Origin of the sequence: Micromonospora sp. C41, from assembly GCF_018070485.1 — a bacterium.
Taxonomy (GTDB): Bacteria; Actinomycetota; Actinomycetes; order Mycobacteriales; family Micromonosporaceae; genus Micromonospora; species Micromonospora chalcea.
In genome coordinates this window covers 52,614-74,331 of sequence record NZ_JAGPXP010000024.1, presented here as the reverse complement: position 1 = coordinate 74,331, position 21,718 = coordinate 52,614, and the positions used below count along the sequence as shown (strand labels likewise).

Annotated in this window: 17 protein-coding genes; 9 read left to right on the top strand and 8 right to left on the bottom strand. The window is 71.4% G+C overall.

All coding sequences use genetic code 11. The annotated features are described in order from the left end of the window. Window positions 1-216: 216 nt before the first annotated feature. Window positions 217-1,899: a hypothetical protein gene (locus KBX43_RS23310; RefSeq protein ID WP_247677657.1), complete on the top strand. Its 1,683-nt coding sequence runs from the start codon at window positions 217-219 to the stop codon at window positions 1,897-1,899. Between the two features lie 291 nt (window positions 1,900-2,190). Beyond that, window positions 2,191-4,032 carry a hypothetical protein gene (locus tag KBX43_RS23305; RefSeq protein ID WP_210887142.1) on the top strand — a complete coding sequence of 614 codons (1,842 nt, stop codon included), beginning with the start codon at window positions 2,191-2,193 and terminating at the stop codon, window positions 4,030-4,032. 71 nt (window positions 4,033-4,103) lie between these two features. Here the strand turns inward: KBX43_RS23305 and pulA are convergent, their stop codons facing one another. After that, complete coding sequence (pulA, locus tag KBX43_RS23300) at window positions 4,104-9,602, bottom strand: pullulanase-type alpha-1,6-glucosidase (protein ID WP_210887139.1); 5,499 nt, start codon at window positions 9,600-9,602, stop codon at window positions 4,104-4,106. A gap of 143 nt (window positions 9,603-9,745) precedes the next feature. After that, complete coding sequence (locus KBX43_RS23295) at window positions 9,746-10,438, bottom strand: cellulose binding domain-containing protein (protein WP_064445338.1); 693 nt, start codon at window positions 10,436-10,438, stop codon at window positions 9,746-9,748. A gap of 153 nt (window positions 10,439-10,591) precedes the next feature. Between KBX43_RS23295 and KBX43_RS32140 the strand changes: the two genes are divergently transcribed. Further along, window positions 10,592-11,191, top strand: coding sequence for a GNAT family N-acetyltransferase (locus KBX43_RS32140; RefSeq protein WP_210887137.1), 600 nt, complete (start codon window positions 10,592-10,594; stop codon window positions 11,189-11,191). Window positions 11,192-11,230: 39 nt separating this feature from the next. Here the strand turns inward: KBX43_RS32140 and KBX43_RS23285 are convergent, their stop codons facing one another. Continuing rightward, window positions 11,231-11,884: a GPP34 family phosphoprotein gene (locus KBX43_RS23285; RefSeq protein WP_030503305.1), complete on the bottom strand. Its 654-nt coding sequence runs from the start codon at window positions 11,882-11,884 to the stop codon at window positions 11,231-11,233. A gap of 200 nt (window positions 11,885-12,084) precedes the next feature. Between KBX43_RS23285 and KBX43_RS23280 the strand changes: the two genes are divergently transcribed. Continuing rightward, the gene (locus tag KBX43_RS23280) at window positions 12,085-13,596 is read left to right on the top strand and encodes an APC family permease (protein WP_043329703.1); all 1,512 of its coding nucleotides are present in this window, start codon (window positions 12,085-12,087) and stop codon (window positions 13,594-13,596) included. 52 nt (window positions 13,597-13,648) lie between these two features. On the opposite strand, the gene KBX43_RS23275 is transcribed toward KBX43_RS23280, so the two are convergent. Both KBX43_RS23275 and KBX43_RS23270 read right to left on the bottom strand, forming a co-directional pair. Beyond that, the gene (locus KBX43_RS23275) at window positions 13,649-14,038 is read right to left on the bottom strand and encodes a hypothetical protein (RefSeq protein ID WP_064445336.1); all 390 of its coding nucleotides are present in this window, start codon (window positions 14,036-14,038) and stop codon (window positions 13,649-13,651) included. 41 nt (window positions 14,039-14,079) lie between these two features. Beyond that, on the bottom strand, window positions 14,080-14,787 hold the full coding sequence (locus KBX43_RS23270) for a hypothetical protein (RefSeq protein WP_064445335.1): 708 nt from the start codon (window positions 14,785-14,787) through the stop codon (window positions 14,080-14,082). Here KBX43_RS23270 and KBX43_RS23265 point away from each other — a divergent pair. Both KBX43_RS23265 and KBX43_RS23260 read left to right on the top strand, forming a co-directional pair. After that, the gene (locus tag KBX43_RS23265) at window positions 14,786-14,977 is read left to right on the top strand and encodes a hypothetical protein (RefSeq protein WP_036343738.1); all 192 of its coding nucleotides are present in this window, start codon (window positions 14,786-14,788) and stop codon (window positions 14,975-14,977) included. The two genes, KBX43_RS23270 and KBX43_RS23265, sit on opposite strands and share 2 nt — an antisense overlap. A 52-nt stretch (window positions 14,978-15,029) precedes the next feature. Beyond that, window positions 15,030-15,866 (top strand): hypothetical protein, encoded by an 837-nt coding sequence (locus tag KBX43_RS23260; protein ID WP_247677656.1) that lies wholly within the window; start codon window positions 15,030-15,032, stop codon window positions 15,864-15,866. Between the two features lie 393 nt (window positions 15,867-16,259). Here KBX43_RS23260 and KBX43_RS23255 read toward each other — a convergent pair whose 3' ends face one another. Beyond that, on the bottom strand, window positions 16,260-16,913 hold the full coding sequence (locus KBX43_RS23255) for a DedA family protein (protein ID WP_043329697.1): 654 nt from the start codon (window positions 16,911-16,913) through the stop codon (window positions 16,260-16,262). A gap of 24 nt (window positions 16,914-16,937) precedes the next feature. After that, on the bottom strand, window positions 16,938-17,294 hold the full coding sequence (locus tag KBX43_RS23250; RefSeq protein ID WP_043329695.1) for a VOC family protein: 357 nt from the start codon (window positions 17,292-17,294) through the stop codon (window positions 16,938-16,940). 156 nt (window positions 17,295-17,450) lie between these two features. On the opposite strand from KBX43_RS23250, the gene KBX43_RS23245 reads away from it, so the two are divergent. Then, entirely contained in the window at window positions 17,451-20,306 is a 2,856-nt protein-coding gene (locus tag KBX43_RS23245) for an aconitate hydratase (RefSeq protein WP_043329693.1), read from the top strand. A 65-nt stretch (window positions 20,307-20,371) separates the two neighbouring features. On the opposite strand, the gene KBX43_RS23240 is transcribed toward KBX43_RS23245, so the two are convergent. Further along, on the bottom strand, window positions 20,372-20,686 hold the full coding sequence (locus KBX43_RS23240; RefSeq protein WP_043329691.1) for a hypothetical protein: 315 nt from the start codon (window positions 20,684-20,686) through the stop codon (window positions 20,372-20,374). A gap of 88 nt (window positions 20,687-20,774) precedes the next feature. Between KBX43_RS23240 and KBX43_RS23235 the strand changes: the two genes are divergently transcribed. Further along, complete coding sequence (locus KBX43_RS23235) at window positions 20,775-21,542, top strand: DUF5753 domain-containing protein (RefSeq protein ID WP_064445332.1); 768 nt, start codon at window positions 20,775-20,777, stop codon at window positions 21,540-21,542. After that, entirely contained in the window at window positions 21,533-21,718 is a 186-nt protein-coding gene (locus KBX43_RS23230; protein ID WP_064445331.1) for a DUF397 domain-containing protein, read from the top strand. The genes KBX43_RS23235 and KBX43_RS23230 overlap by 10 nt, the downstream gene beginning before the upstream one ends.

Here is a 21,718-nt window from a genome sequence, read left to right as displayed (position 1 = left end):
ACGTGGTTGGTCACCGACCGCCGATCGTGGGAGGAATGCGGGCTTTTTTCGGATACGTCTTCCTCGCGAGGAACCTTCTCATACGGTGCTGATCAGAGGCTACAACCGGTTTGTAGCTGGTCGCCCGGCCTGGGGCGGCGCGACCCGTTTGGGAAGAACCGAAAGGGCTCTCATCTCATGTCGAACGATGTAACGACACCCGACGGTGGAGCGCCGATGGCGCCTGCCCCGCGGACGAGCAAGCGGCGGGCGCTCTGGGTCGCCACCGGCGTGGCCGGGCTGACCGGCGTCGTCGGGCTGGCGGCGCTGGGCGGTCTCGCCGCCCGCGACGACAAGTCCGGCACCGAGCCGGTGGCGGACAACCACGCCGCCGCTCCCCAGAACGCCGGCAACGACTCCGACGACAAGGACGGCAAGGACGGCAAGGACCGTGGCCAGGAAGGCCGTGACCGCGGCGAGTGGGGCCCGGACAAGGGCGACTGGGGCAAGGACGACCACGGCAAGACCCGCGAGGTCGCCTGCGACGACGACGCCCTGATCGACGCCCTCGAACTCGCCAACCGCGACCACGGCGGCACCCTCAAGCTCGCCGAGAACTGCACCTACGAACTCGGCGTCAAGGACCGCAAGTTCGGCTCCGCCCTGCCCGAGATCAAGCAGGACGTCACCATCAAGGGCAACGGCTCCACCATCAAGCGCGACGCCGAAGACACCTTCCGCATCTTCCGCGTCCGCGACGGCGGCGACCTCACCCTCAAGGACCTCACAATCAAGGGCGGCAACGCCAACGAGTTCAAGTACCCCGGGCCGTCCGTGCCGAAGGCGGCCGACCCGGCCGAGCTGGATGCCAAGCGGGTCGAGGGCGACGGCGGCGCGCTGCTGGTCGAGCGCGGCGGCAGCGCGCACCTGGACAACGTGAAGCTGACCGACAACAACGCCGAGGGCGACGGCGGCGCCGTCGCCAACTACGGCCGCACCTGGCTCAAGGAGAGCAAGGTCGTCAACAACCACGCCCAGGGCGACGGCGGCGGCATCTTCAACGAGGGCATCCTCAAGGTCGAGGAAACCCACGTCGACGACAACACCGCCGGCGGCAACGGCGGCGGCATCGCCAACGGCAGCGGTGAGCACCACGACGGGCCGGTCGACCTGGCCTCGGCGGCGAAGGCCGACAAGGGTGAGCACGGCAAGCACCGCGCCGGCACGGTCGAGATCACCGGGGCGTACGAGGGCAAGGACGCCTCGTTGAGCACCCTGAGCCGCAACCGGGCGGGCCACAACGGTGGCGGCCTGTTCAGCAGCGGCGGCTGGGTCACCGTCTCGTTCACCGCGATCGGCGGCAACGTCGCCTGCGACAACGGTGGCGGCGTCTACGCCGAGAACACCGACCTGCTCCTGGAGAAGGTCCACGTGGCGGGTAACCACGCCGACGGCAACGGCGGCGGCGTGGTGACGACCGGCGGGCGCGACTGGGCCGGCAACGGCGCCGAGAAGGACGGCCTCGCGGGCAGCGCCACGATCGCCGACAGCGCGGTCGTGGACAACACGGCCGGCCGCTTCGGCGGCGGCATCTACAACGGTGAGTGGCTCATCAAGATCGAGGACGGCTTCCTCACCCGCGAGCACGACAAGGACGACAACGCCACCCTCACCATCCGCGACACCGAGATCAAGGCCAACACCGCCCTCAACGGCGGCGGCATCTTCAACAACAAGGCCAAGATCACCCTCACCAAGACCCACGTCACCAAGAACACCGCCACCGACTCCAGCAAGCTCCACCGGGTCGCCGGCGGCGTCCTCAACAACGAAGGACGCGTCAAGCTCGACGACAAGTCCCTCATCAGCAACAACGACCCCACCAACTGCGCCAACACCGTCGAGGACTGCTTCAACTGATTCGCTCCACCACATAACCCGGGGTGCCCTCCTTCCGCCGCGACGGCGGGAGGAGGGCTCCCGACCTCGGAGCGACCCGGCTGGCCGTGGTGTCCCCCACCGGGGCGTCCGGACCGCACTGCGCCCGCCCATCCCACCCGCACCCTTATGCGGGTTTTTTTCGTATATGGCCACGAGGCGAAGAAGGTTCTCATACGGTCGTTCTCAGCAGCTACAACCGATTTGTAGCGAAGGCCGCCTCGCCAGGGCGAAGCGACCTTGTCAGGTACAAGGAGAGGGCAGAGAGCTCCGATGTCCAACTACCTTCGCAATAACAATGACGCCACCAGCAAGACCATCTCCCCGCTCCGGCGTCGCCGGATGTGGCTCGCCACGGGCGTCGTGGGCCTGACCGGAGCGGTCAGCCTCGCCGGCGTGGCCTACGCGACCACCGGGGCCACCGGCCCGCACCGGCTCGCCGACGTCAAGTGGTCGACCACGCAGCAGCTCAGCGACGACGACCACGGCGACAAGGGCGAGTACGGCCGGGACGGGTACGACAAGGACGGCAAGGACGGCAAGGACCGTGGCCAGGAAGGCCGTGACCGCGGCGAGTGGGGCCCGGACAAGGGCGACTGGGGCAAGGACGACCACGGCAAGACCCGCGAGGTCGCCTGCGACGACGACGCCCTGATCGACGCCCTCGAACTCGCCAACCGCGACCACGGCGGCACCCTCAAGCTCGCCGAGAACTGCACCTACGAACTCGGCGTCAAGGACCGCAAGTTCGGCTCCGCCCTGCCCGAGATCAAGCAGGACGTCACCATCAAGGGCAACGGCTCCACCATCAAGCGCGACGCCGAAGACACCTTCCGCATCTTCCGCGTCCGCGACGGCGGCGACCTCACCCTCAAGGACCTCACAATCAAGGGCGGCAACGCCAACGAGTTCAAGTACCCGGGTGGCGGCGGCCAGCCGCCGGCCGCTGCTCCGGCGGCCGCCCCGGCGGTGGCGGCCCCGGCCGCTCCGGCTGTCGCGGCTCCGGCCGCGGCGACCACGGCCGCCGCTGCCACGCCCGTCGCCGACGGCATGAACGGCGGCAAGGACGACGACAAGCGGGTCGAGGGTGACGGCGGCGCGCTGCTGGTCGAGCGCGGCGGCAGCGCCTACCTGGACAATGTGAAGCTCGTCGACAACAACGCCGAGGGCGACGGTGGCGCCGTCGCCAACTACGGCCGCACCTGGCTCAAGGAGAGCAAGGTCGTCAACAACCACGCCCAGGGCGACGGCGGCGGCATCTTCAACGAGGGCATCCTCAAGGTCGAGGAAACCCACGTCGACGACAACACCGCCGGCGGCAACGGCGGCGGCATCGCCAACGGCGGCGGCTTCTCCGGCGAGCACGGCCCGGCGGCCTCGGCCGCGCCGAAGGGCTACGACAAGAAGGAGAAGCACCACGAGGCCGGGATCGTCGAGATCTTCGGTTCCGACCACGGCAAGGACGGCATCAAGTCCAGCCTGTCGGACAACCGCGCCGGCAAGAACGGCGGCGGTCTGTTCAGCAGCGGCGGCACCGTCACGGTCTCCTTCACCGCGATCACGGGCAACACCGCCTGCGAGAACGGTGGCGGCGTCTACGCCGAGAACACCGACCTGGACCTGGACAAGGTGCACGTGGCCAAGAACCACGCCGACGGCAACGGCGGCGGCGTGGTGGTCACCGGCGGCAAGCACTGGGGCTACCCGAACGACAAGGAGCACGCCAGCGCCACGATCGCCGACAGCAAGATCGTCGACAACACCGCCAACCGCTTCGGTGGCGGCATCTACAACGGTGAGTGGCTCATCAAGATCGAGGACGGCTTCCTCACCCGCGAGCACGACAAGGACGACAACGCCACCCTCACCATCCGCGACACCGAGATCAAGGCCAACACCGCCCTCAACGGCGGCGGCATCTTCAACAACAAGGCCAAGATCACCCTCACCAAGACCCACGTCACCAAGAACACCGCCACCGACTCCAGCAAGCTCCACCGCGTCGCCGGCGGCGTCCTCAACAACGAAGGACGCGTCAAGCTCGACGACAAGTCCCTCATCAGCAACAACGACCCCACCAACTGCGCCAACACCGTCGAGGACTGCTTCAACTGACCTGACGGTCCCGGGGTACGCGACCGGCCCCCTGCCACGTGACGTGGCAGGGGGCCGGTCGGCCGTGCCGGTCAGCTCTGGACGAACACCGCCACGCTGCGCGCGGGCACGGTGAACGTGCCGGCGGCCCGGTCGAACGAGGCGGTACGCAGCGCCGGGTCGGCCGAGTTCCGCAGCACCGGATGCAGCGTCACGTTCGCCCCGCGCAGCCCGGTGACCGTCTGCTTCGCCGTCTCCGGCGTGGCGTTGAAGACGACGGTCACCGACTTCCACGTCCCGTCCAGCCCGCGCGCGTCGAGGGTCATGGTGAGCACGCCCGGCGTCTCCTTCGGTCCGGACAGCGGGAACGCCACCCGCTTCTGCACCTGCTCGGCGCTGCTGAGCCCGAACACCGGCGAGGATCGGCGGACGCGCAGCAGCTCCGCGTACCGGGCGTCGGCCAGTTCGACCGCCGCGCAGTCCGGCACCAGCAACGGGTCGGCCAGCAGCGGCTTCGCGTACGACCACTTGTCGCGGTTGTCGGCCTCCGGCGGCAGGCCGGCGCCGAACCCGTTGCCCTGGGCGCAGTCCCAGCGGATCTGGTTGAACCAGTCCCCCGAGTTGTACGAGTTGCGGTCCAGCGACTTCGAGCGCAGCCGCTCCGAGCCGGTGGTGACGAACCCGGCGCCCTGCCCGAGCGCTGTGGTCGCCAGCGCGAGCACCTGCATCCGGGCCCGGTCCTGCGCCGAGGTCCCCTGCGGCAGCTTGTACGCCAGCGCGTCGTACAGGATCTCGTTGTCGTGCGCGTCGACGTAGGTGACCGACTCGCCCGGCGCGGCCGTGTATCCGGCCGGCGCGCCCTTGTAGTCGACCTGCGCGCCGGTGACCCGCTTCCCGGAGGAGTCGGTGAACCGGTAGTCGCGCAGGTTACCGGTCAGGCCCACCTTGATCAGGTCGTGCTGGTGCAGCAGCCGGGCCCGCTGCTCGGCCGCCGTGCCGTTGACCTCGTCGCCGTTCGGGTCGGTGTAGAGGCCGGAGGCGAAGCCCTGCGCGCGCGGGTTCGCGTCGAACGGGCCGCCGCCGCGCACCGCGTCGCGGAGCCGGTCGTTGAACGTGCCGATGCCGGTGCCGGCCATGTTGATCTGGGTGGCCTGGGTGAACCGGGCGTCGTCGGCGACCTCGCCGAAGTTCCAGCCCTCGCCGTAGAGCAGGATCTTCCGGCCGTCGACGCCGTCGCGGGCGAGCGTGAGCTTGTCCAGCGCGGCCCGTACGGCCAGGATGTTCGCCTTCGGGTGGTGGCCCATCAGGTCGAACCGGAAGCCGTCGACCTTGTACGCCTTGGCCCAGGTGACGATCGACTCCACCACGAGCTTGCCCATCATGGCGTGCTCCGGGGCGGTGTTGGCGCAGCAGGTCGAGTTGGCCACCGACCCGTCGTCGAGGAGCCGGTGGTAGTAGCCCGGCACCACCTGGTCGAGCACCGACTTCGGGTCGGCGCCGGCGGCCGAGGTGTGGTTGTAGACCACGTCCATGACCACCCGCAGGCCGGCCTTGTTCACCCCGGCGACCATCTGCCGGAACTCGGTGGTGCGCTTGGCGCCGTTCGGGTCGGTGGCGTACCCGCCCTCCGGCACCGTGTAGTGCAGCGGGTCGTACCCCCAGTTGTAGCCGTCGGTGTCGGCGACCGCCGCGACGCACTTCTGCTGCTGGTCGGAGTCCGGCGGCAGCGCGGCCAGGTCGCAGGCCGGCTGGGCCTGGTCGGCCCGCTTCTCCGGGATGGTGGCGAAGTCGAACGCGGGCAGCAGGTGCAGGTAGTTGACCCCGGCGTCGCCGAGCGCCCGCAGGTGCTTCATGCCCGCCGTCTGCGGGTCGGTGAACGCCAGGTAGGTGCCGCGCCGCTCGGCCGGAACCGTGTTGTCGGCGATGGAGAAGTCCCGCACCGACAGCTCGGTGATCTGGGCCTTCGACGCCGGCGGGGCGGCCGGCTTGCGCAGGTTCGCCCAGCCGGCCGGCGCGAGCGCCGGGTCGGTCAGGTCGACGATCTGGCTGTGCGTGGAGTTCGGCGCGAGCGCCACCGAGTACGGGTCGGTCACCGACGCGGTGACCACCTTCTGTGTCGCCGGCTGCCACGCCTGCACCTGGTAGCGGTAGTAGCGGCCGGTCCACGCCTTCGTCCCGCGCACCGACCAGACACCGGTGCGGTCGTCGCGTCGCATCGCCACAGTGGTCGGCTCGGCCGTGGGCGAGTCGAACAGCTCCAGCGCCACCTTCTGCGCGGTGGGCGCCCACACGGCCAGCGTGGGTACCCGCCCGGCGAACGTCGGGCCGAGTTTCGCGCCGGTCGCGGCCGCGTAGACGTCGTCGAGCACGCCGGGGATCTGCACGCCGGTGGCGGCGAGCAGGGCGCCCTCGGCGTCCCGCTCGGTCACCACGAGCTGCCCGCGCAGCGCCGCCGGCACCTTGGCCAGGTCGCCGCGCGCGAGCGTGAAGGCGCGACGGTCCCAGAGATGGGGGTACGCCTGTCGTTGCGCCTCGGTCAGCCCGTTGCGCTGCGCCCGCAGCGGCAACTCGGTGTACGTGCCGGTCAGCTCGCCGTCGGCGACGCCGATCCCACCGGCCGGGGCGACCGCGAGCGCGTACCGCCTGCCGTCGGTCGGGCCGGTGGCCCAGGCGACTGTGGACCTGTCGATCCAGTTCGCCTTCTGCCTGGTGATGTCGATGTCGGTCGCGGCGCCGGACGTGGTGGTCGGCAGCAGCCGGCCCTTGACGCCGGCGAGCAGCCACACCTCGCGCCCGGCGGTGGCGAAGTCGAGCCGCTGGTCCTCGGGGTGGTCCTTCTGGTCGCCGGAGTGCACGATGTAGCTCAGCCCGGTCGCGCCGGCGCTCAGCGGCACGCGGAACACCGCGCCGTAGGCGTCGATCTTCTCCGGCTTGAGCGGCGTGGCCCAGTCGGTCGGGCTGGCGGCGCCGTCCCACAGGTGCAGGCCCCAGCCGTCGTAGTTGCCGTCGGCCTTGCGCCAGTGGATCAGCGCCGTGTCCGGCGCCACCGGCGGGTCGGGCTCGCCGGTGGCGGCCTGCCGCGTCGGGTACACCTCGGCGTCGCCCTGCTTGACCCAGACCTCCCCGGTCCGGGTCACGTCGATGAAGCGGTCGGCCGCGACGTCCTTGTTGCCGCCGGAGTCGACCACGACGAAGCCGACCGACTTCGCGCCCGGCTTGAGCTTCACCCAGGCGAACCGGCCGTACGAGTCCTCGCCGGCGAACGGCTGCCCGGCGGGCCACTCGGTGACGTACGCCGGGTCGATGTCACCCCAGGCGTAGAGCCGCCAGTCGTCGTACCCGCCGGCCGGGCGCTTGTAGTGCACGATCGCCCAGTCCCGCGACTCGCCCCGGTCCGGGGTGCCGACGGTGCCGGTGGCGCGGGCGGTGGCGGTGCGGCCCTTGCCGTCGCGGACCACTGCCTTGTACTCGACAGTGGTGCCGCCGGGCAGGCCGGTGAGGTCGTGGTGCACGGTGTACGGGGCGCGGTGCGCGCTGCCCAGCAGCGTCCACTTCCCGCCGTCGACGCGGGCGGCGAACGTGACGGTGGCGAGCGGGTCGCCGGTGACCTGGGCGGTGACGGTGGCCTTGCCGGGGGCGGGCTCGTCACCCGGCTCGGTGATCGTGATCTTCGGAGCGGCCCCGGGGTGCGGGATGGCCCGGTCGGCCTTGAGCACCACCGCCGACATCGCCGGCACGGTGAGGCTCAGCTTGCCGTCGGCGGCGGCCGTCACGTCTGCGGCGCCGCCGTACACGCCGGTGAAGCGGGCGCCGGCCGACCAGGTGTCCACCGTGACAGTCTGCGGGGTGGCGGCGTTGTTCACCGCCGCCACGTACTCGATCCGGTCGGCGGGCAGGACGCGGGAGAACGCGAAGACGCCGGGGCCGTCGGCGGCGTGCCGGGTGACCTGGACGCCGTCGCGCAGCGCCGGGTGCGCGGCCCGCAGGCCGCCCAGCTCGGCGATGGTCCGGTAGAGCGGGTGGCGGGTGTCGTACTGGTCGACGGCGTGGGTGCGGGTGGTGCCGATCAGGTCGTCGTCGAGGTAGTCGGCGGTCCGGGAGGCGAACATGTCCTGCCGGGCGTCCTTGTCCCCGCCCGGGCCGGTGAAGCCCTGCTCGTCGCCGGAGTAGACGACCGGCTGGCCACGGGTGAGGAACATGAGCTGGTGGGCGAGCCGGCTGCGCGTCAGCTGGGCGGCGTCGTCCCCGCCGCCGGCGGCGACGAACGAGCCGATCCGGCCCATGTCGTGGTTGCCGAGGAACGTGGTGAGCCGGTTGGCGTTCGTGTCCCGCGCGGTGTAGAGGTCGTCCTTGGCGTACACGTCGGCGAGGGCCTTGGCCGAGCCGTCGGCGGCGGCGTAGCCACGTGCCGCCTCCTGGAAGGAGAAGTCGAGCGTGGCGGGGAGGCCGCCGCGCCGCACGTAGGTGGACTGGATCTCCTGTTCGGCGCTGTAGACCTCGCCGAACATGAAGAAGTCCTTCTTGCCGGCCTTCGCCGCGGCGGCGTCGATGCCACGGGCGAACTGCGGCCAGAACTCGAGGTTCGAGTGCTTGACGGTGTCGAGGCGGAACCCGTCCACGCCGGCCTTGCCGATCCACTCGGCGTAGATGTCGGTCATGCCGCGCACCACTTCGGGCCGCTCGGTCCACAGGTCGTCCAGGCGGGAGAAGTCGCCGTACTCGCTGTTCTCCCCGGCGAAGGTGGAGTCACCGCGGTTGTGGTACATGGTCGGGTCGTTCAGCCACGCCGGTACCTTGACCTTCGCGTCGGCGGGGGTGGCGAACACCGGGGTGTACGGGAACGACTTCTCGTTGACGGCGGGGAACTTACGGGTGCCGTCGGCGTAGTTCCGGTCCTCGAAGGGTCGTCCCTGCGCGTCGCGGTAGGGCGCGGTCTTCTTGTCCACGTAGCCGTACTTGTCCTCGGCGTACCGGATGACGTCGGCGGTGTGGTTCACGATGATGTCGAGGTAGACCTTGATGCCCCGCCGGTGGGCGAGGTCGACCAGCTTCTTCAGCTCCGCGTTCGTGCCGAAGTGCGGGTCGACCTGGGTGAAGTCGGTGATCCAGTAGCCGTGGTAGCCGGCCGAGACGTCGGCGCCGGTGCCCTGCACGGGCCGGTTCTTGAAGATCGGGGCGAGCCAGATGGCAGTGGTGCCGAGCCCTTGGATGTAGTCCATCCGGTCGATCAGGCCCTTGAGGTCGCCGCCGTGGTAGAAGCCCTTGTCGGTCGGGTCGTGGCCGGTGGTGAGCCGGCCGCCGGTGAGGCCGCCGTTGTCGTTGCGCTTGTCGCCGTTGGCGAAGCGGTCCGGCAGGACGAAGTAGAACTGCTCGGCCTTGGCGGTGTTGCGGCTCGCCGCGAGCAGCGCGTCGGGCGAGGGCTCGTGGTTCCACTGGGGAGCGTTGCCGGCGGCGAGGACGTCGGGGGTGGCGGCGCGCTCGGGAGCGTCGTCGCCGAGCTGATGGAGGGCCACCGGAACGCCGACGACGGCGAGCACGAGGGAGGTGACCAGGGCGAGCAGCGCCTTGGGGGATATCGGCGGCGGTTTCATCGACGGCCTTTCTCTGGTCGCTGATTCGCCCGCACGCTAGCCCTTGCCGAAATATTCTGCAATACCTTGCAAACCATGCTGCAACAAAGCAGTTACCTTGCAAGAGAGTGCACGCGTGTCGCCCCGATCCCGGGGCGCGGGTTCTACCGAGCGACGCAGGGCGTGCCGTCGACGGTGCAGCTCGCCGGCCGGGTGCCCGCCCGCTCGATGTGGAACCGCACCGCCAGGGACTGCCCGGGGGCCAGGTCGAATCCGCTGCGGTAGGTGAAGACGCCGTCGTCGAAACGGAACACGCCCTGCTCGGCGCCCTCGACCCAGGCGGTGACCAGCCTTCCGCCGGGGAAGACCGCGCGCACCGTCCAGCCCCGGTGCGAACGCGCGGTGTTGACGAGCAGCACCTCGCCGATGAAGCCGCCGTCGAAGGCGCTCTGCACGCTGTACCTGCCGGTCACCGCGGACGGCGGCGCCACCGGCGGCGGAGACGACGGGGGCGGCACCGGCCGGGCGACGCCCCGGGGGCTGGGCGTCGACGCGGCCGGCGTCGGCCGGGCGGGCAGCTCCGTGGAGCGGGGCGACAGGCCCGGCAACACCGGAGCGGTGGCGGAGACCGGCGACGGACCGCTGGCGCTGACCGCCGTGGGGGTCGGCGGCACGTGCGGCAGCGGCATCAGCGGATCGGGCGGATCGGCCGCCGGGAACGTGCTCCGTCCCCGCACCGAACCGAGCGCCACCGCCAACAGGACCACCATCACGACCACGCCGGCGGCGACGAGGATCCAGGGGGACGAGGTCATGGCGGCCCCGGGCTGCGGGCCGGAGCGACGCGTGTGGGACATGGTCCTCCTGTCGGGGTCCGGGCCAGCGTAGCCACCGGGACCGGGCCGCGGCGAGCGGCCGGAATCGGGCCTGCCGCACGGCGCGGACTCCTGATACCTTGCACGCCGATCAATGACCACAATGGCTCGTCGAGCCGGTAGGACGGATGGCCAGTGACTGAGTGGCAGGGCAACATCCGGCGGGCGTCCACGGCGGACGCCGCCGTCGTGACCGCGATTCTCGCCGAGGCGTTCATGCGGGATCCGGTGAGCGGCTGGGTCTTCCCGGCCGACGACCACCGCGCGCGGGTCCATCCCGCCTTCTTCGGGCCGTTCGTCGCGCTGGCGCTGCGCACCGGCGAGGTCCACCTCGCGGGCGACGGCCTGGGCGCCACGCTCTGGCTGCCCACCGGCGACGGCCACGAGGCCGAGGAGGGCGACGAGTTCGCCGGAATGGAGGCCGCGATCGGCGCCGAGGCCATGAAGCGGTTCGGCATGCTCGACGAGATGATGGGCGCCCGCCACCCGAGCGAGCCGCACTGGTACCTGCCCTTCATCGCGGTACACCCGGACCATCACGGCAAGGGCGTCGGGTCGGCGCTGCTGCGTAACAAGCTGGCCGAGCTGGATCAGGCCGGCTCCGCCGCGTACCTGGAAGCCAGCTCGCCGCGCAACGCCGCGCTCTACGAGCGGCTCGGGTTCCGGCGCCGCCCGGTCACGCTCGACCTGCCGGACGGGCCCAGCCTCTACCCGATGTGGCGCGACCCGGCCTGACCGGGATCGTCCCGCCCCGGCCTCACCCGGGGCGGGACGTCATCGCCGTACCGTCGTGGTGCTGACGTCGAGCGCGCCCACGACGGCGGCGAGCAGTCCGTCGAGCTGCCCCGGCAGGAACCGCCGGCAGTCCCGCATCCGGACGCCGACCTGCGGGTCGAAGATGTTCGCGGCCAGCCCGACCGCCTCGGCGAGGCTGGCCAGCAGCAGCGTGCCCGGGTCCAGTTCGGCCGGGGACGAGTGCATCAGCATGGCGGTCAGCCGTACCCGCGGCGAGGCCGCCTGGTTCGGGTCGTTGGCCGGCCAGCGCACCGTCCGGCCGATCAGCTTGCCCTGCTCCCGGCGGAGCACGCCGGCGGTGACCAGCCGGGTGCCGACACGCTCGTTGATGTTGAGCTGGGTCCGCAGATAACGGATCCACAGCCGGGCCGGGTGCGCGCCCTCCCGACGCAGAATCTCGGTAATGAGCAGATCGGTGAGCGGCTCCTGCCACAGTCGCGGATCGACAGCGGCGATTCCGCCGCCGTCGAGGGCGATCCGGCCCTCGAACATCAATTCGGCGAGCGCGGCGCCGGCCAGCCCACACTCCAGCCGGTCGACGGCGACATGCGGCTTGCCGGTGAACTCGTCGTGTCCGATAAGGAACAGCGCATCCGCAAGCCGGTAGGTGGCCTGCGCCCCGGGGTAGGTCATGGTCCATCCTCGAACGGTGGCCGTGAACGTCGACACGGGACGGTACGGCATGACCACGCACAGCTCAATTCCGGTCGATCAGGAGCCCCCCAAATCGATATCGAGACGGGGTTGTGACGATCAGTGATCACCAATACCCTGCTTCAGGTTGTTCCGAAGTAGACAGCTGAACCCCCTCACTTCCCTCCCCTGGAGAAGCCTTGTCCTCCGATCCGTTTTTCTCTGACGGTGGGCTGCGCCGCGGTCGTCTCGGCACCGCTCACCTCGTCTTCTTCACCGTCGCCGCGTCGGCCCCGCTGACCGTTCTCGGCGGTGGCGTCACCACCATGTACGCGGTCAGCGGCAACATCGGCGCCGCGCTCGGATACGTGCTGCTCGCGGCAGTGCTCGCCGTTTTCGCCACCGGCTACGCCGCGATGAGCCGGTACGTCGCCAACGCGGGCGCGTTCTACGCGTACATCGCCAACGGCCTCGGTCGAGCCGGCGGGGTGGCCGGCTCGGCCGTCGCGCTGGCCGCGTACAACGCCATTCAGATCGGGCTCTACGGCCTGCTCGGCGCGATCCTCGGCGACTTCATGGACGCCAAGACCGGCATCAGCCTCGACTGGTGGGTCTGGGCGCTGCTGGCCTGGGTCTTCATCGGCGCGCTCGGCGTCCTGCGCATCGACCTGAACGCCACCGTGCTGGCGGTGCTGCTCATCCTCGAGTGCATCGCCGTGCTGATCTTCGACCTGGTCGCCTTCGCGAACCCGGCCGGCGGCGCCGTCACCACCGCCGGCATCAGCCCCGGCCACCTGTTCGGCGCCGGCTTCGGCGCGGTGCTCGCGTTCACCATCGCCTCCTTCACCGGCTTCGAGAGCGGCGCCATCTACAGCGAGGAGGTCAAGGACCCGCGGCGCACGGTGGCCCGGGCCACCTACATCGCCGTCGCGTTCACCGGCCTGTTCTACGCCTTCTCCGCGTGGGCGCTGACCGTGCTGACCGGCCCGGAGAACGCGCCGGCGGCCAGCGCCGAGGCGGGGCCCGGCGTCATCTTCGGCGCGCTCGACCAGTACACCGGCGCGGTCGTCGCGGACATCGCCAACGTCCTGTTCATCACCAGCGTGCTCGCCGCCCTGCTGTCGTTCCACAACGGCGTGGCGCGGTACCTGTTCGCGCTGGGCCGCGAGCGGGTCCTGCCGGGCTTCCTCGGCGCGACCTCCAGCCGCAGCGGCGCCCCGGTGGCGGGCTCGCTGGTGCAGAGCATCCTCGCCGTAGTGGTGTTCCTGGCGTTCGCGATGACCGGCCGTGACCCGGTCATCGACCTGTTCACCTGGCTGTCCGGCGCGGCGGCGGTCGGCGTCGTGCTGCTGATGACGCTCACCTCGGCCTCCGTCGTGGGCTTCTTCCGGGGCCGTCCCGGCCCGGAGAGCGCGTGGCAGCGGGCGATCGCCCCGGGGCTCGGCACGATCCTGCTCACCGCCGTGCTGCTGGTGCTGCTGTTCAACTTCGACGCGCTGCTCGCGCCCGACACCGCGAGCTACCTGAAGTGGCTGCTGCCGGCGATTCCGGTGGCGGCGGGCGTGCTCGGCCTGATCTGGGGCGCGGTGCTGCGCACCAGCCGGCCCGAGACGTACCGCCGGATCGGCCAGGTCACCGAGGAGGGCCTGCACGAGCCCGGCCTGCACCCGGCCCCCGAGGCCGACCGCTGGGCCGGCGCCCACCACCGCTGACGTCCGTCGGTGCGGCGGCCGGCCCCCGTGGCCGGCCGCCGCACCACCACGATCAGGCGGTACGGATGACAGTGCAGATGACCGGACCGTCCTCGGTGGTACGCAGCAGGTAGCGGTAACGCTCGCCGGGCACCGCGCCGCCCTGGCTGTCCAGGAACTCCCAGCGCACCGCCACCTCGGTGAGCAACGCCGAGACCTGTTGCACGTCCTCGATCTGCGCGTTCGCGGCCACCAGTTCCCGCTCCTGGTAGTCGGGGGCGGCGCCGACGAAGCTGAGCGCCACCGCCGCCGGCGAGGTGAACGAGAAGCTGTAGGTGTCGGCGACCACCAGCCCGGGCAGGGCGTAGCAGCCGGCGATGGCCGGCACGTCGGCGGTGGTCAGCGCCACGCCGTACCGGTCGAAGAAGTCGGTGAGCGTGTCGAGGTCGGTGGAAGCCGTCACGACGCTCCTCATTACCGGCCCGGCGCGGCGGCAAACCTTCCTCAGCGCGGCGGGATCCGCACCTCGATCTCGGCTCCGAGGCGCGCGCCGCCGCTGAGGGCCAGGTCGTCGCCGCTCCAGAACCGTCCCGGGTCGTACCAGTTGGGCCGCCGCCCGGCGGGCAGCAGCCCCATCGCCTCGTACGTCACCGCCACCACCTCGGCGCAGTACGCCGTCTCCAACGCGTTGTCGCTGCTCTGCCCGCCGTCCGTGCTTTCGTCTCCGCTCCTGGTCCGGCCCCGGCCGCCGATCCGGCCCTTGATGCCGTCGAGGCTCAGGCGGCGCGGGTGCGGCACCCGGCCCCGGGCCCACCGCCAGGCGAGTTGCGCGGTGGACGGGAACGGCGTGCCGTCGAGACGGGCCACGGTACGCAGCACCGCCTCCTCCATCGCCGGGTCGGCCGGCGGTTCGAGCTGACGCAGCCAGCCCCGTTGGCCGTACCGGTTGGCCCAGACGCAGACCGCGTCGCGCAGGTCGTGCAGCTGCACGCCACGCTGGTGCGTGCCGGTCCACATGTCCGGCAGCGAACGGCCCAGCTCGGCGTGCCACATCAGCGGCGGCATGTCGTCGAGCACCACCGCCATGCCCACATGGTTGACCGGGCTGTTGGTGGTGAGCTGAATGGCGCGGTCCGGCACGCTGCGCCCGCGGAACACCCACAGATCGCCGGTGCGGGTCAGCTCCACGGCCTCGTCCAGGCTGATGCTCATGGAGGACTACCCTAAGCGGATGCGGCAACGGATGCGGTGGTGGAAGGTACTCGGACTCGCGGGTCTCGCCGGCGTCGCGGCGACCGGAGTGGTCGTGGCGCGCGCGGAACGGCGACGCCGCGCGTACACCCCGGAGGAGATCCGGGACCGGCTGCGCGAGCGGCACGCGAAGGCGTCGTCGTCCTCCTGAACGGACAGTCACGGGGCGGCGGGGCCGGGCGGGTTCTCCTAGCATCGGCGTGATGGGAACCAGTTTCTGGGAAAGCCCGTTCGTCCTCGACCCCCGGCCCGCCGCAGTGGAGCGGCACGGCGACGTCGACCTGCACGTCCCCACCGGCGACGGCCGGCATCCCGCAGTCGTGATCGTGCACGGCGTGCCGGGCCCGCCCGACGCGCCGGACGCGCGCGACTGGCCGCTCTACCGCGGTTACGGCGCGCTGCTCGCCGAGCGGGGCGTGCTGGCCGCGATTCCCCAGCTCACCGTGGCCGGCCCCGACGACCTGTACGCCGTCGCCGCGCGGGTCGCCGCCGCCGCCGAACTGCTCCGCGCCGATTCGCGCGTCGACGCCGACCGGCTCGGCCTCTGGTTCTTCTCCGGCGCCGGCCTGCTGCTCGGCGACTGGCTCCGCGACCCGCCCCGCTGGCTGCGCGGCCTGGCCGCGACCTATCCGCTGCTGGCCCCGCTGCCCGGGTGGCCCCCGGTGGATCCGCGCTTCCGCCCGATCGACGCGCTCGACCTGCCCGCCCCCACCGGCGACGCCACCGCCACCCCGGCGCTGCCGGACGACACCACGACGCCGGGCAGCGTGGACTCCGGCGGCACGGGCATCGCCGCCGCGCGGCCGGCCGAGCCGGCTCGGCCGACGCTGGTGCTGACCAGGGCGGGCCGGGAACGGCCCGAGGTCGCACCCACCATCGAGGCGTTCACGGTGGTCGCCCGGCGGCGCGGCATCCCGCTGCACGTGGTGGACGTGCCGAACGGTCAGCACGGATTCGACGCGCTGGACCACACCGAGGAGTCCCGGGCCGCCGTACGCACCGCCCGCGACACCCTGCTCGACCTGCTGACCGCCCCCTGACCACCGGCCATCGCACCACCAGATCTCCCCACGCCCTCACCCCGCCTCGTTGATCATGAGGTTGGCCGGGACAAAGCAGACACAAACTGCCGCCAACCTCATGATCAACGGGGCGGGCGGCGCACCGGAATCCCGCACCCGCGCTTGAGCACCCGTTCCCGCTCGCCCCGCCCGTTCTCGCTTTCCCGGCCTACAGCCCACCAGCCAGCGCCCACGCCGGACGATCAAGGAGTTTTGGTCCTCTGGCGGGCCGAATCCGTACACAAACTCCTTGATCACCTCGGCGGCGGCGCCCGGGGGGAGGCAGCTAGGCGAGGCGGAGACCGGAGCAGGGCCGGGGACCGGAGCAGGGGCCATGGCCCAGGGCGGGGACCGGAGTGCGGGCGGGGTGGGTCAGCGGTCGGCTGCGGGGACCGGGTCGGGGGTGTCGGGGCTGTCCAGGGGCTGCAGGCGCTTGGCTCGGCGGCGCAGCCACGCGGTGCTCACCACGCCGGCCAGCACGGCCAGCACCAGCCCGGCCCAGGAGATGTCCTTGAGCCAGTGCTCGGCGGCCTGCCCCAGATAGAACAACAGGTAGGTGGTGCCGAACGCCCAGACCAGCCCGCCCGCGGCGTTGGCGATCAGGAACCGGCGGTACGGCACGCGCAGCGCTCCGGCGAGCGGCCCGGCGAGGATGCGCAGCAGCGCGACGAACCGCCCGAAGAACACCGCCCAGACACCGTGCCGGGCGAAGCTCAACTCGGCGCGGGCCAGGTGCGCGGGGCCGAGGTGTTTCGGGAAGCGCCGGCCGAGCCGCTCCAAGAGGGGACGGCCACCGCGGCGGCCGACGGCGTACCCGACGGAGTCGCCGAGGATCGCGCCGGTGGCTGCGGCGGCGGCCACCCACTCGGGCCCGACGGCGCCGGTGGCGGCGAGCAGGGCGGCGCTGACCAGCACGATCTCGCCGGGCAGCGGGATGCCCATGCTCTCGACGCCGATCACCACGCCCACGAGCAGGCAGATCAGGCCCGGTGGGAGGGCGGCGAGCCAGTGCTGTACGTCGACCACCCCGCCGACCCTACCCGCGCCCGGTCACCCGGCGGGGGCCAAGAACTCCAGCCGGTTGCCGTGCGGGTCGTGCGTGTGGAACCGCCGCATGCCGGGAATCTCCTCGTCGCCCCAGGTCACGGCGTGGCCGGCGGCGTCCAGGCGGGCGGCCAGCTCGTCGAGGTCGGGGCGCACCAGGGCCGGGTGGGCCTTGCGGGCGGGGCGGAAGTCGTCCTCGACGCCCAGGTGCAGTTCGGCGTCGTACCCGGTGAACCAGCAACCACCGCGGGCGGCGAGGGCCGGGGGTTTGGGCTTCTCGGTGAGGCCGAGCAGGCCGGTGTAGAAGGAGCGGGAGAGATCCTCGGAGCCGCGGGGGCAGGCGAGCAGGACGTGATGGATCATGGTGGCACCTCCTCGTCCCGCAGCGTGGCACGAGGTTGCGTGAATAGCAAGACGGACGTACGGTTTTGTAGAGACCGACGCAGGTAAGTGTTGCCTAAGCACGGCGGCGCTCCGGTCGGTGCGACAAACTGCTCAGGACTACTCACGGTCGCTGGTGTGAAGGAGTACGACGTGGCGAGCCTCGACACCTTCGGTGCGAAGACCCAGCTACGCGTCGGAGACGCGAGCTACGAGATTTTCAAGATCGACAAGGTGGAGGGCCACGAGCGACTGCCCTACAGCTTGAAGATCCTGCTGGAGAACCTGCTGCGGACCGAGGACGGCGCGAACATCACCGCCGACCACATCCAGCAGCTCGGCGCGTGGGACGCCACCGCCGACCCGAGCGTGGAGATCCAGTTCACCCCGGCGCGGGTGCTGATGCAGGACTTCACCGGCGTGCCCTGCGTGGTCGACCTGGCCACCATGCGCGAGGCGGTACGCGACCTCGGCGGCGACGCCACGAAGGTCAACCCGCTGGCCCCGGCCGAGCTGGTCATCGACCACTCGGTCATCGCCGACCTGTTCGGCCGCGAGGACGCCTTCGAGCGCAACGTCGAGCTGGAGTACGAGCGCAACAAGGAGCGCTACCAGTTCCTGCGCTGGGGCCAGACCGCGTTCAACGAGTTCAAGGTCGTCCCGCCGGGCACCGGCATCGTGCACCAGGTCAACATCGAGTACCTGGCTCGTACGATCATGGAGCGCAACGGCCAGGCGTACCCGGACACGGTCGTCGGCACCGACTCGCACACCACCATGGTCAACGGCCTGGGCGTGCTGGGCTGGGGCGTCGGCGGCATCGAGGCCGAGGCCGCGATGCTCGGCCAGCCGGTCAGCATGCTGATCCCCCGCGTCGTCGGCTTCAAGCTCTCCGGCGAGATGCCGGCCGGCACCACCGCCACCGACCTGGTGCTGACCATCACCGAGATGCTGCGCAAGCACGGCGTGGTCGGCAAGTTCGTCGAGTTCTACGGCCCCGGCGTGAGCGCCGTGCCGCTGGCCAACCGCGCCACCATCGGCAACATGTCGCCGGAGTACGGCTCCACCGTGGCGATCTTCCCGATCGACGCCGAGACCGTCCGCTACCTGGAGCTGACCGGCCGCGACGCACAGCAGGTGGCGCTGGTCGAGGCGTACGCCAAGGAGCAGGGCCTCTGGCACGACCCGGAGCGCGAGCCGGAGTACTCCGAGCGCCTCGAGCTGGACCTGAGCACCATCGAGCCGTCGCTGGCCGGCCCGAAGCGCCCGCAGGACCGGGTGCCGCTGGGCAGCGCCAAGACGCTGTTCCGCTCCGCGCTCAGCGACTACGTGGCCGCCGACGAGACCGGCGGCGACCCGGGCCGCAAGCCGGGCGTGCCGCAGCAGGAGAAGCCGTTCGGCGCCGACGGCCCGGCCGACGAGGCGTCCGCCGAGTCCTTCCCGGCCAGCGACTCCCCCGCCAACGGCGTGAACGACCCGGCGGACGCGCCGCGCGACCTGGAGACCGCCGCCGTGGGCGCGGGCGGCCGGGCCAGCAATCCGGTACGCGTGACCGGCGCCGACGGCGTCGAGTACGAGCTGGACCACGGCGCCGTGGTGATCGCCGCGATCACCTCCTGCACCAACACCTCGAACCCGCAGGTCATGATCGGCGCCGCGCTGCTGGCCCGTAACGCGGTGGAGAAGGGCCTGGCCCGCAAGCCGTGGGTGAAGACCACCCTCGCGCCGGGCTCGAAGGTCGTCATGGACTACTACGACCGCGCCGGCCTCACCCCGTACCTGGAGAAGCTCGGCTTCAACCTGGTCGGCTACGGATGCACCACCTGCATCGGCAACTCCGGCCCGCTGCCGGAGGAGGTCTCCGCCGCCGTCAACGAGGGCGACCTCGCCGTCGTGTCGGTGCTGTCCGGCAACCGCAACTTCGAGGGCCGGATCAACCCGGACGTCAAGATGAACTACCTGGCGTCCCCGCCGCTGGTGGTCGCGTACGCGCTCGCCGGCACCATGGACATCGACCTGGCCAACGAGCCGATCGGTGAGGACGCCCAGGGCAACCCGGTGTACCTGCGGGAGATCTGGCCGAACAGCGCCGAGATCCAGGACGTCATCGCCTCCGCGATCGGCGCGACCGGCTTCAGCGCCGCGTACGCCGACGTGTTCGCCGGTGACGAGCGCTGGCAGTCGCTGCCGACCCCGACCGGCGACACGTTCTCCTGGGACGGCGAGTCGACGTACGTGCGCAAGCCCCCGTACTTCGAGGGCATGCAGCAGGAGCCGGCCCCGGTGCAGGACATCGCCGACGCGCGCGTGCTGGCGAAGCTGGGCGACTCGGTGACCACCGACCACATCTCCCCGGCCGGCTCGATCAAGGCGGACTCCCCCGCCGGCAAGTACCTGGCCGAGCACGGCGTGGCCCGGCACGAGTTCAACTCGTACGGCTCCCGCCGGGGCAACCACGAGGTGATGATCCGGGGCACGTTCGCCAACATCCGGCTGCGCAACCAGCTCGTCCCGGGTGTCGAGGGCGGCTTCACCGTCAACCACCTGACCGGTGAGCAGACCTCGATCTACGACGCCTCGATGGCGTACCAGGAGGCGGGCGTCCCGCTGGTCATCCTGGCCGGCAAGGAGTACGGCTCCGGCTCGTCGCGTGACTGGGCTGCCAAGGGCACGATGCTGCTGGGCGTGAAGGCGGTCATCGCCGAGTCGTACGAGCGGATCCACCGCTCGAACCTGATCGGCATGGGCGTGCTGCCGCTGCAGTTCCCGGGCGGGGAGACCGCCGAGTCGCTGGGCCTGACCGGCACGGAGACGTTCTCGATCAGCGGCGTCACCGCGCTGAACGACGGCGACACCCCGCGTACGGTCAAGGTCACCACCGACACCGGCGTGGAGTTCGACGCCGTGGTCCGCATCGACACCCCGGGTGAGGCGGACTACTACCGGCACGGCGGCATCCTGCAGTACGTGCTGCGCCGCATGATCGCCAGCTGACCTTGGATGTAAGGAAGGGCCCCTTCTTAACAGACGTCTGTTAAGAAGGGGCCCTTCCTTACATCTCAGCGCAGGCGGAGCGCGACGGCGCGTGCCTCGGCGTCGGTGAGCGGCAGGAACCACAGGAAGCGCCGCACGATCGCGATCGGGTCCGGGCCGTCGGGGTGGCCGCGCAGGTCGCGGATGGCCTGCCGGGTGAGCCGGGAGAACTCGGGGATCATCGTGGCGCGGCGGGCCGCGTCGGTGGGCGCGGCCCGCAGGGTCGGGCACGGCCAGGGCTCGCCGCAGCGGTCGCAGCGCCAGGCCGGACCGCACGCGCGGTGGCCGGTGAGCGGCAGCACCACCCGGGGGTACGCCGATGTGGGTGTCGGTTCGGTCATGCCTCCACCGTGCCGAGGGTGCCCGAACAATCACACAGCGTTGTGTAATCTCCTCCGGACGGTTCTTTTGCTCCGGGGAGGAATGGGCATGAACCATGCCTTCGTCACCGCGCTGGCCGGCGCCGGCCACACCGCCGAGAGCCTGGCGGAGCGACTCGGCCTGCACCCGAAGACGGTGGCCCGGTGGGCGAACCCCGGGCACATCCCGCAGAGCCGGCACCGCGCGACTGTGGCGAACCTGCTGGGCCAGCCGATCGAGGCGCTCTGGCCGGACGCGGTCCGCCGCCGCGAGCCCGTCTGGTTCCGCCCATGGGTGGACATCGAACGCGAGGCGGTCGCGCTGCGAGCCTTCCAACTGGCGTGGGTGCCGGGGCTGCTGCAGACCGAGGCGTACGCCCGGGCCACGTTCATCGGCCAGCCGCTGACCGCCGACGAGATCACCGACCTGGTCACCGCCCGGCTGGACCGGCAGGGCATCCTCACCCGGCCGCGCGGGCCGCTGTACGTCGTGGTGCTCGACGAGCAGGTGCTGCGCCGCGCCGCCGCCGGTGACCGGGCGCTGATGACCGCGCAGGTGGCCCACCTGCTGGCCTGCGCCGAGCTGCCGAACGTGCAGCTCCACGTGGTGCCGGCCGACACGCCGACCTATCCCGGGCTGGACGGGCCGTTCGTCATCGCGGAGCTGCGCGACGGCAGCCGGGTGGCGCATGTGGACAGCCAGGCCCGCGCGCAGATCATCGAGCAGCCCTCGGAGATTGCTACCCTGGAGCGTCGGTGGGAACGCATCCGGGGCGAGGCGCTGCCCCGCGCGCGGACCCTGGAACTGCTGAGGGAAGTGGCGAAGGCATGGACCTGAGCGGCGCCCGGTGGCGCAAGAGCACCCGCAGCGGCGGCAACGGCGGCGACTGCGTCGAGGTCGCCGGCAACCTGCCCGGTGTGGTCGGCGTCCGCGACTCGAAGGACCCGGCCGGGCCGGTGCTCACCTTCACCCCGGCCGCGTGGACCCGGTTCCTGACGTCGACCCGCCGCTGA

What these genes read in the sequence shown, in the direction of transcription:
- KBX43_RS23305 (WP_210887142.1), top strand. Translation starts at nt 2,191, where the DNA reads ATGTCCAACTACCTTCGCAATAACAATGACGCCACCAGCAAGACCATC.
- KBX43_RS23265 (WP_036343738.1), top strand. Translation starts at nt 14,786, where the DNA reads ATGGAGGACTACCCTAAGCGGATGCGGCAACGGATGCGGTGGTGGAAG.
- KBX43_RS23285 (WP_030503305.1), bottom strand. Translation starts at nt 11,884, where the DNA reads ATGACCTACCCCGGGGCGCAGGCCACCTACCGGCTTGCGGATGCGCTG.
- KBX43_RS23250 (WP_043329695.1), bottom strand. Translation starts at nt 17,294, where the DNA reads ATGATCCATCACGTCCTGCTCGCCTGCCCCCGCGGCTCCGAGGATCTC.
- KBX43_RS23235 (WP_064445332.1), top strand. Translation starts at nt 20,775, where the DNA reads ATGAACCATGCCTTCGTCACCGCGCTGGCCGGCGCCGGCCACACCGCC.
- KBX43_RS23295 (WP_064445338.1), bottom strand. Translation starts at nt 10,438, where the DNA reads ATGTCCCACACGCGTCGCTCCGGCCCGCAGCCCGGGGCCGCCATGACC.
- KBX43_RS23270 (WP_064445335.1), bottom strand. Translation starts at nt 14,787, where the DNA reads ATGAGCATCAGCCTGGACGAGGCCGTGGAGCTGACCCGCACCGGCGAT.
- KBX43_RS23240 (WP_043329691.1), bottom strand. Translation starts at nt 20,686, where the DNA reads ATGACCGAACCGACACCCACATCGGCGTACCCCCGGGTGGTGCTGCCG.
- KBX43_RS23260 (WP_247677656.1), top strand. Translation starts at nt 15,030, where the DNA reads ATGGGAACCAGTTTCTGGGAAAGCCCGTTCGTCCTCGACCCCCGGCCC.
- KBX43_RS23310 (WP_247677657.1), top strand. Translation starts at nt 217, where the DNA reads ATGGCGCCTGCCCCGCGGACGAGCAAGCGGCGGGCGCTCTGGGTCGCC.
- pulA (WP_210887139.1), bottom strand. Translation starts at nt 9,602, where the DNA reads ATGAAACCGCCGCCGATATCCCCCAAGGCGCTGCTCGCCCTGGTCACC.
- KBX43_RS23230 (WP_064445331.1), top strand. Translation starts at nt 21,533, where the DNA reads ATGGACCTGAGCGGCGCCCGGTGGCGCAAGAGCACCCGCAGCGGCGGC.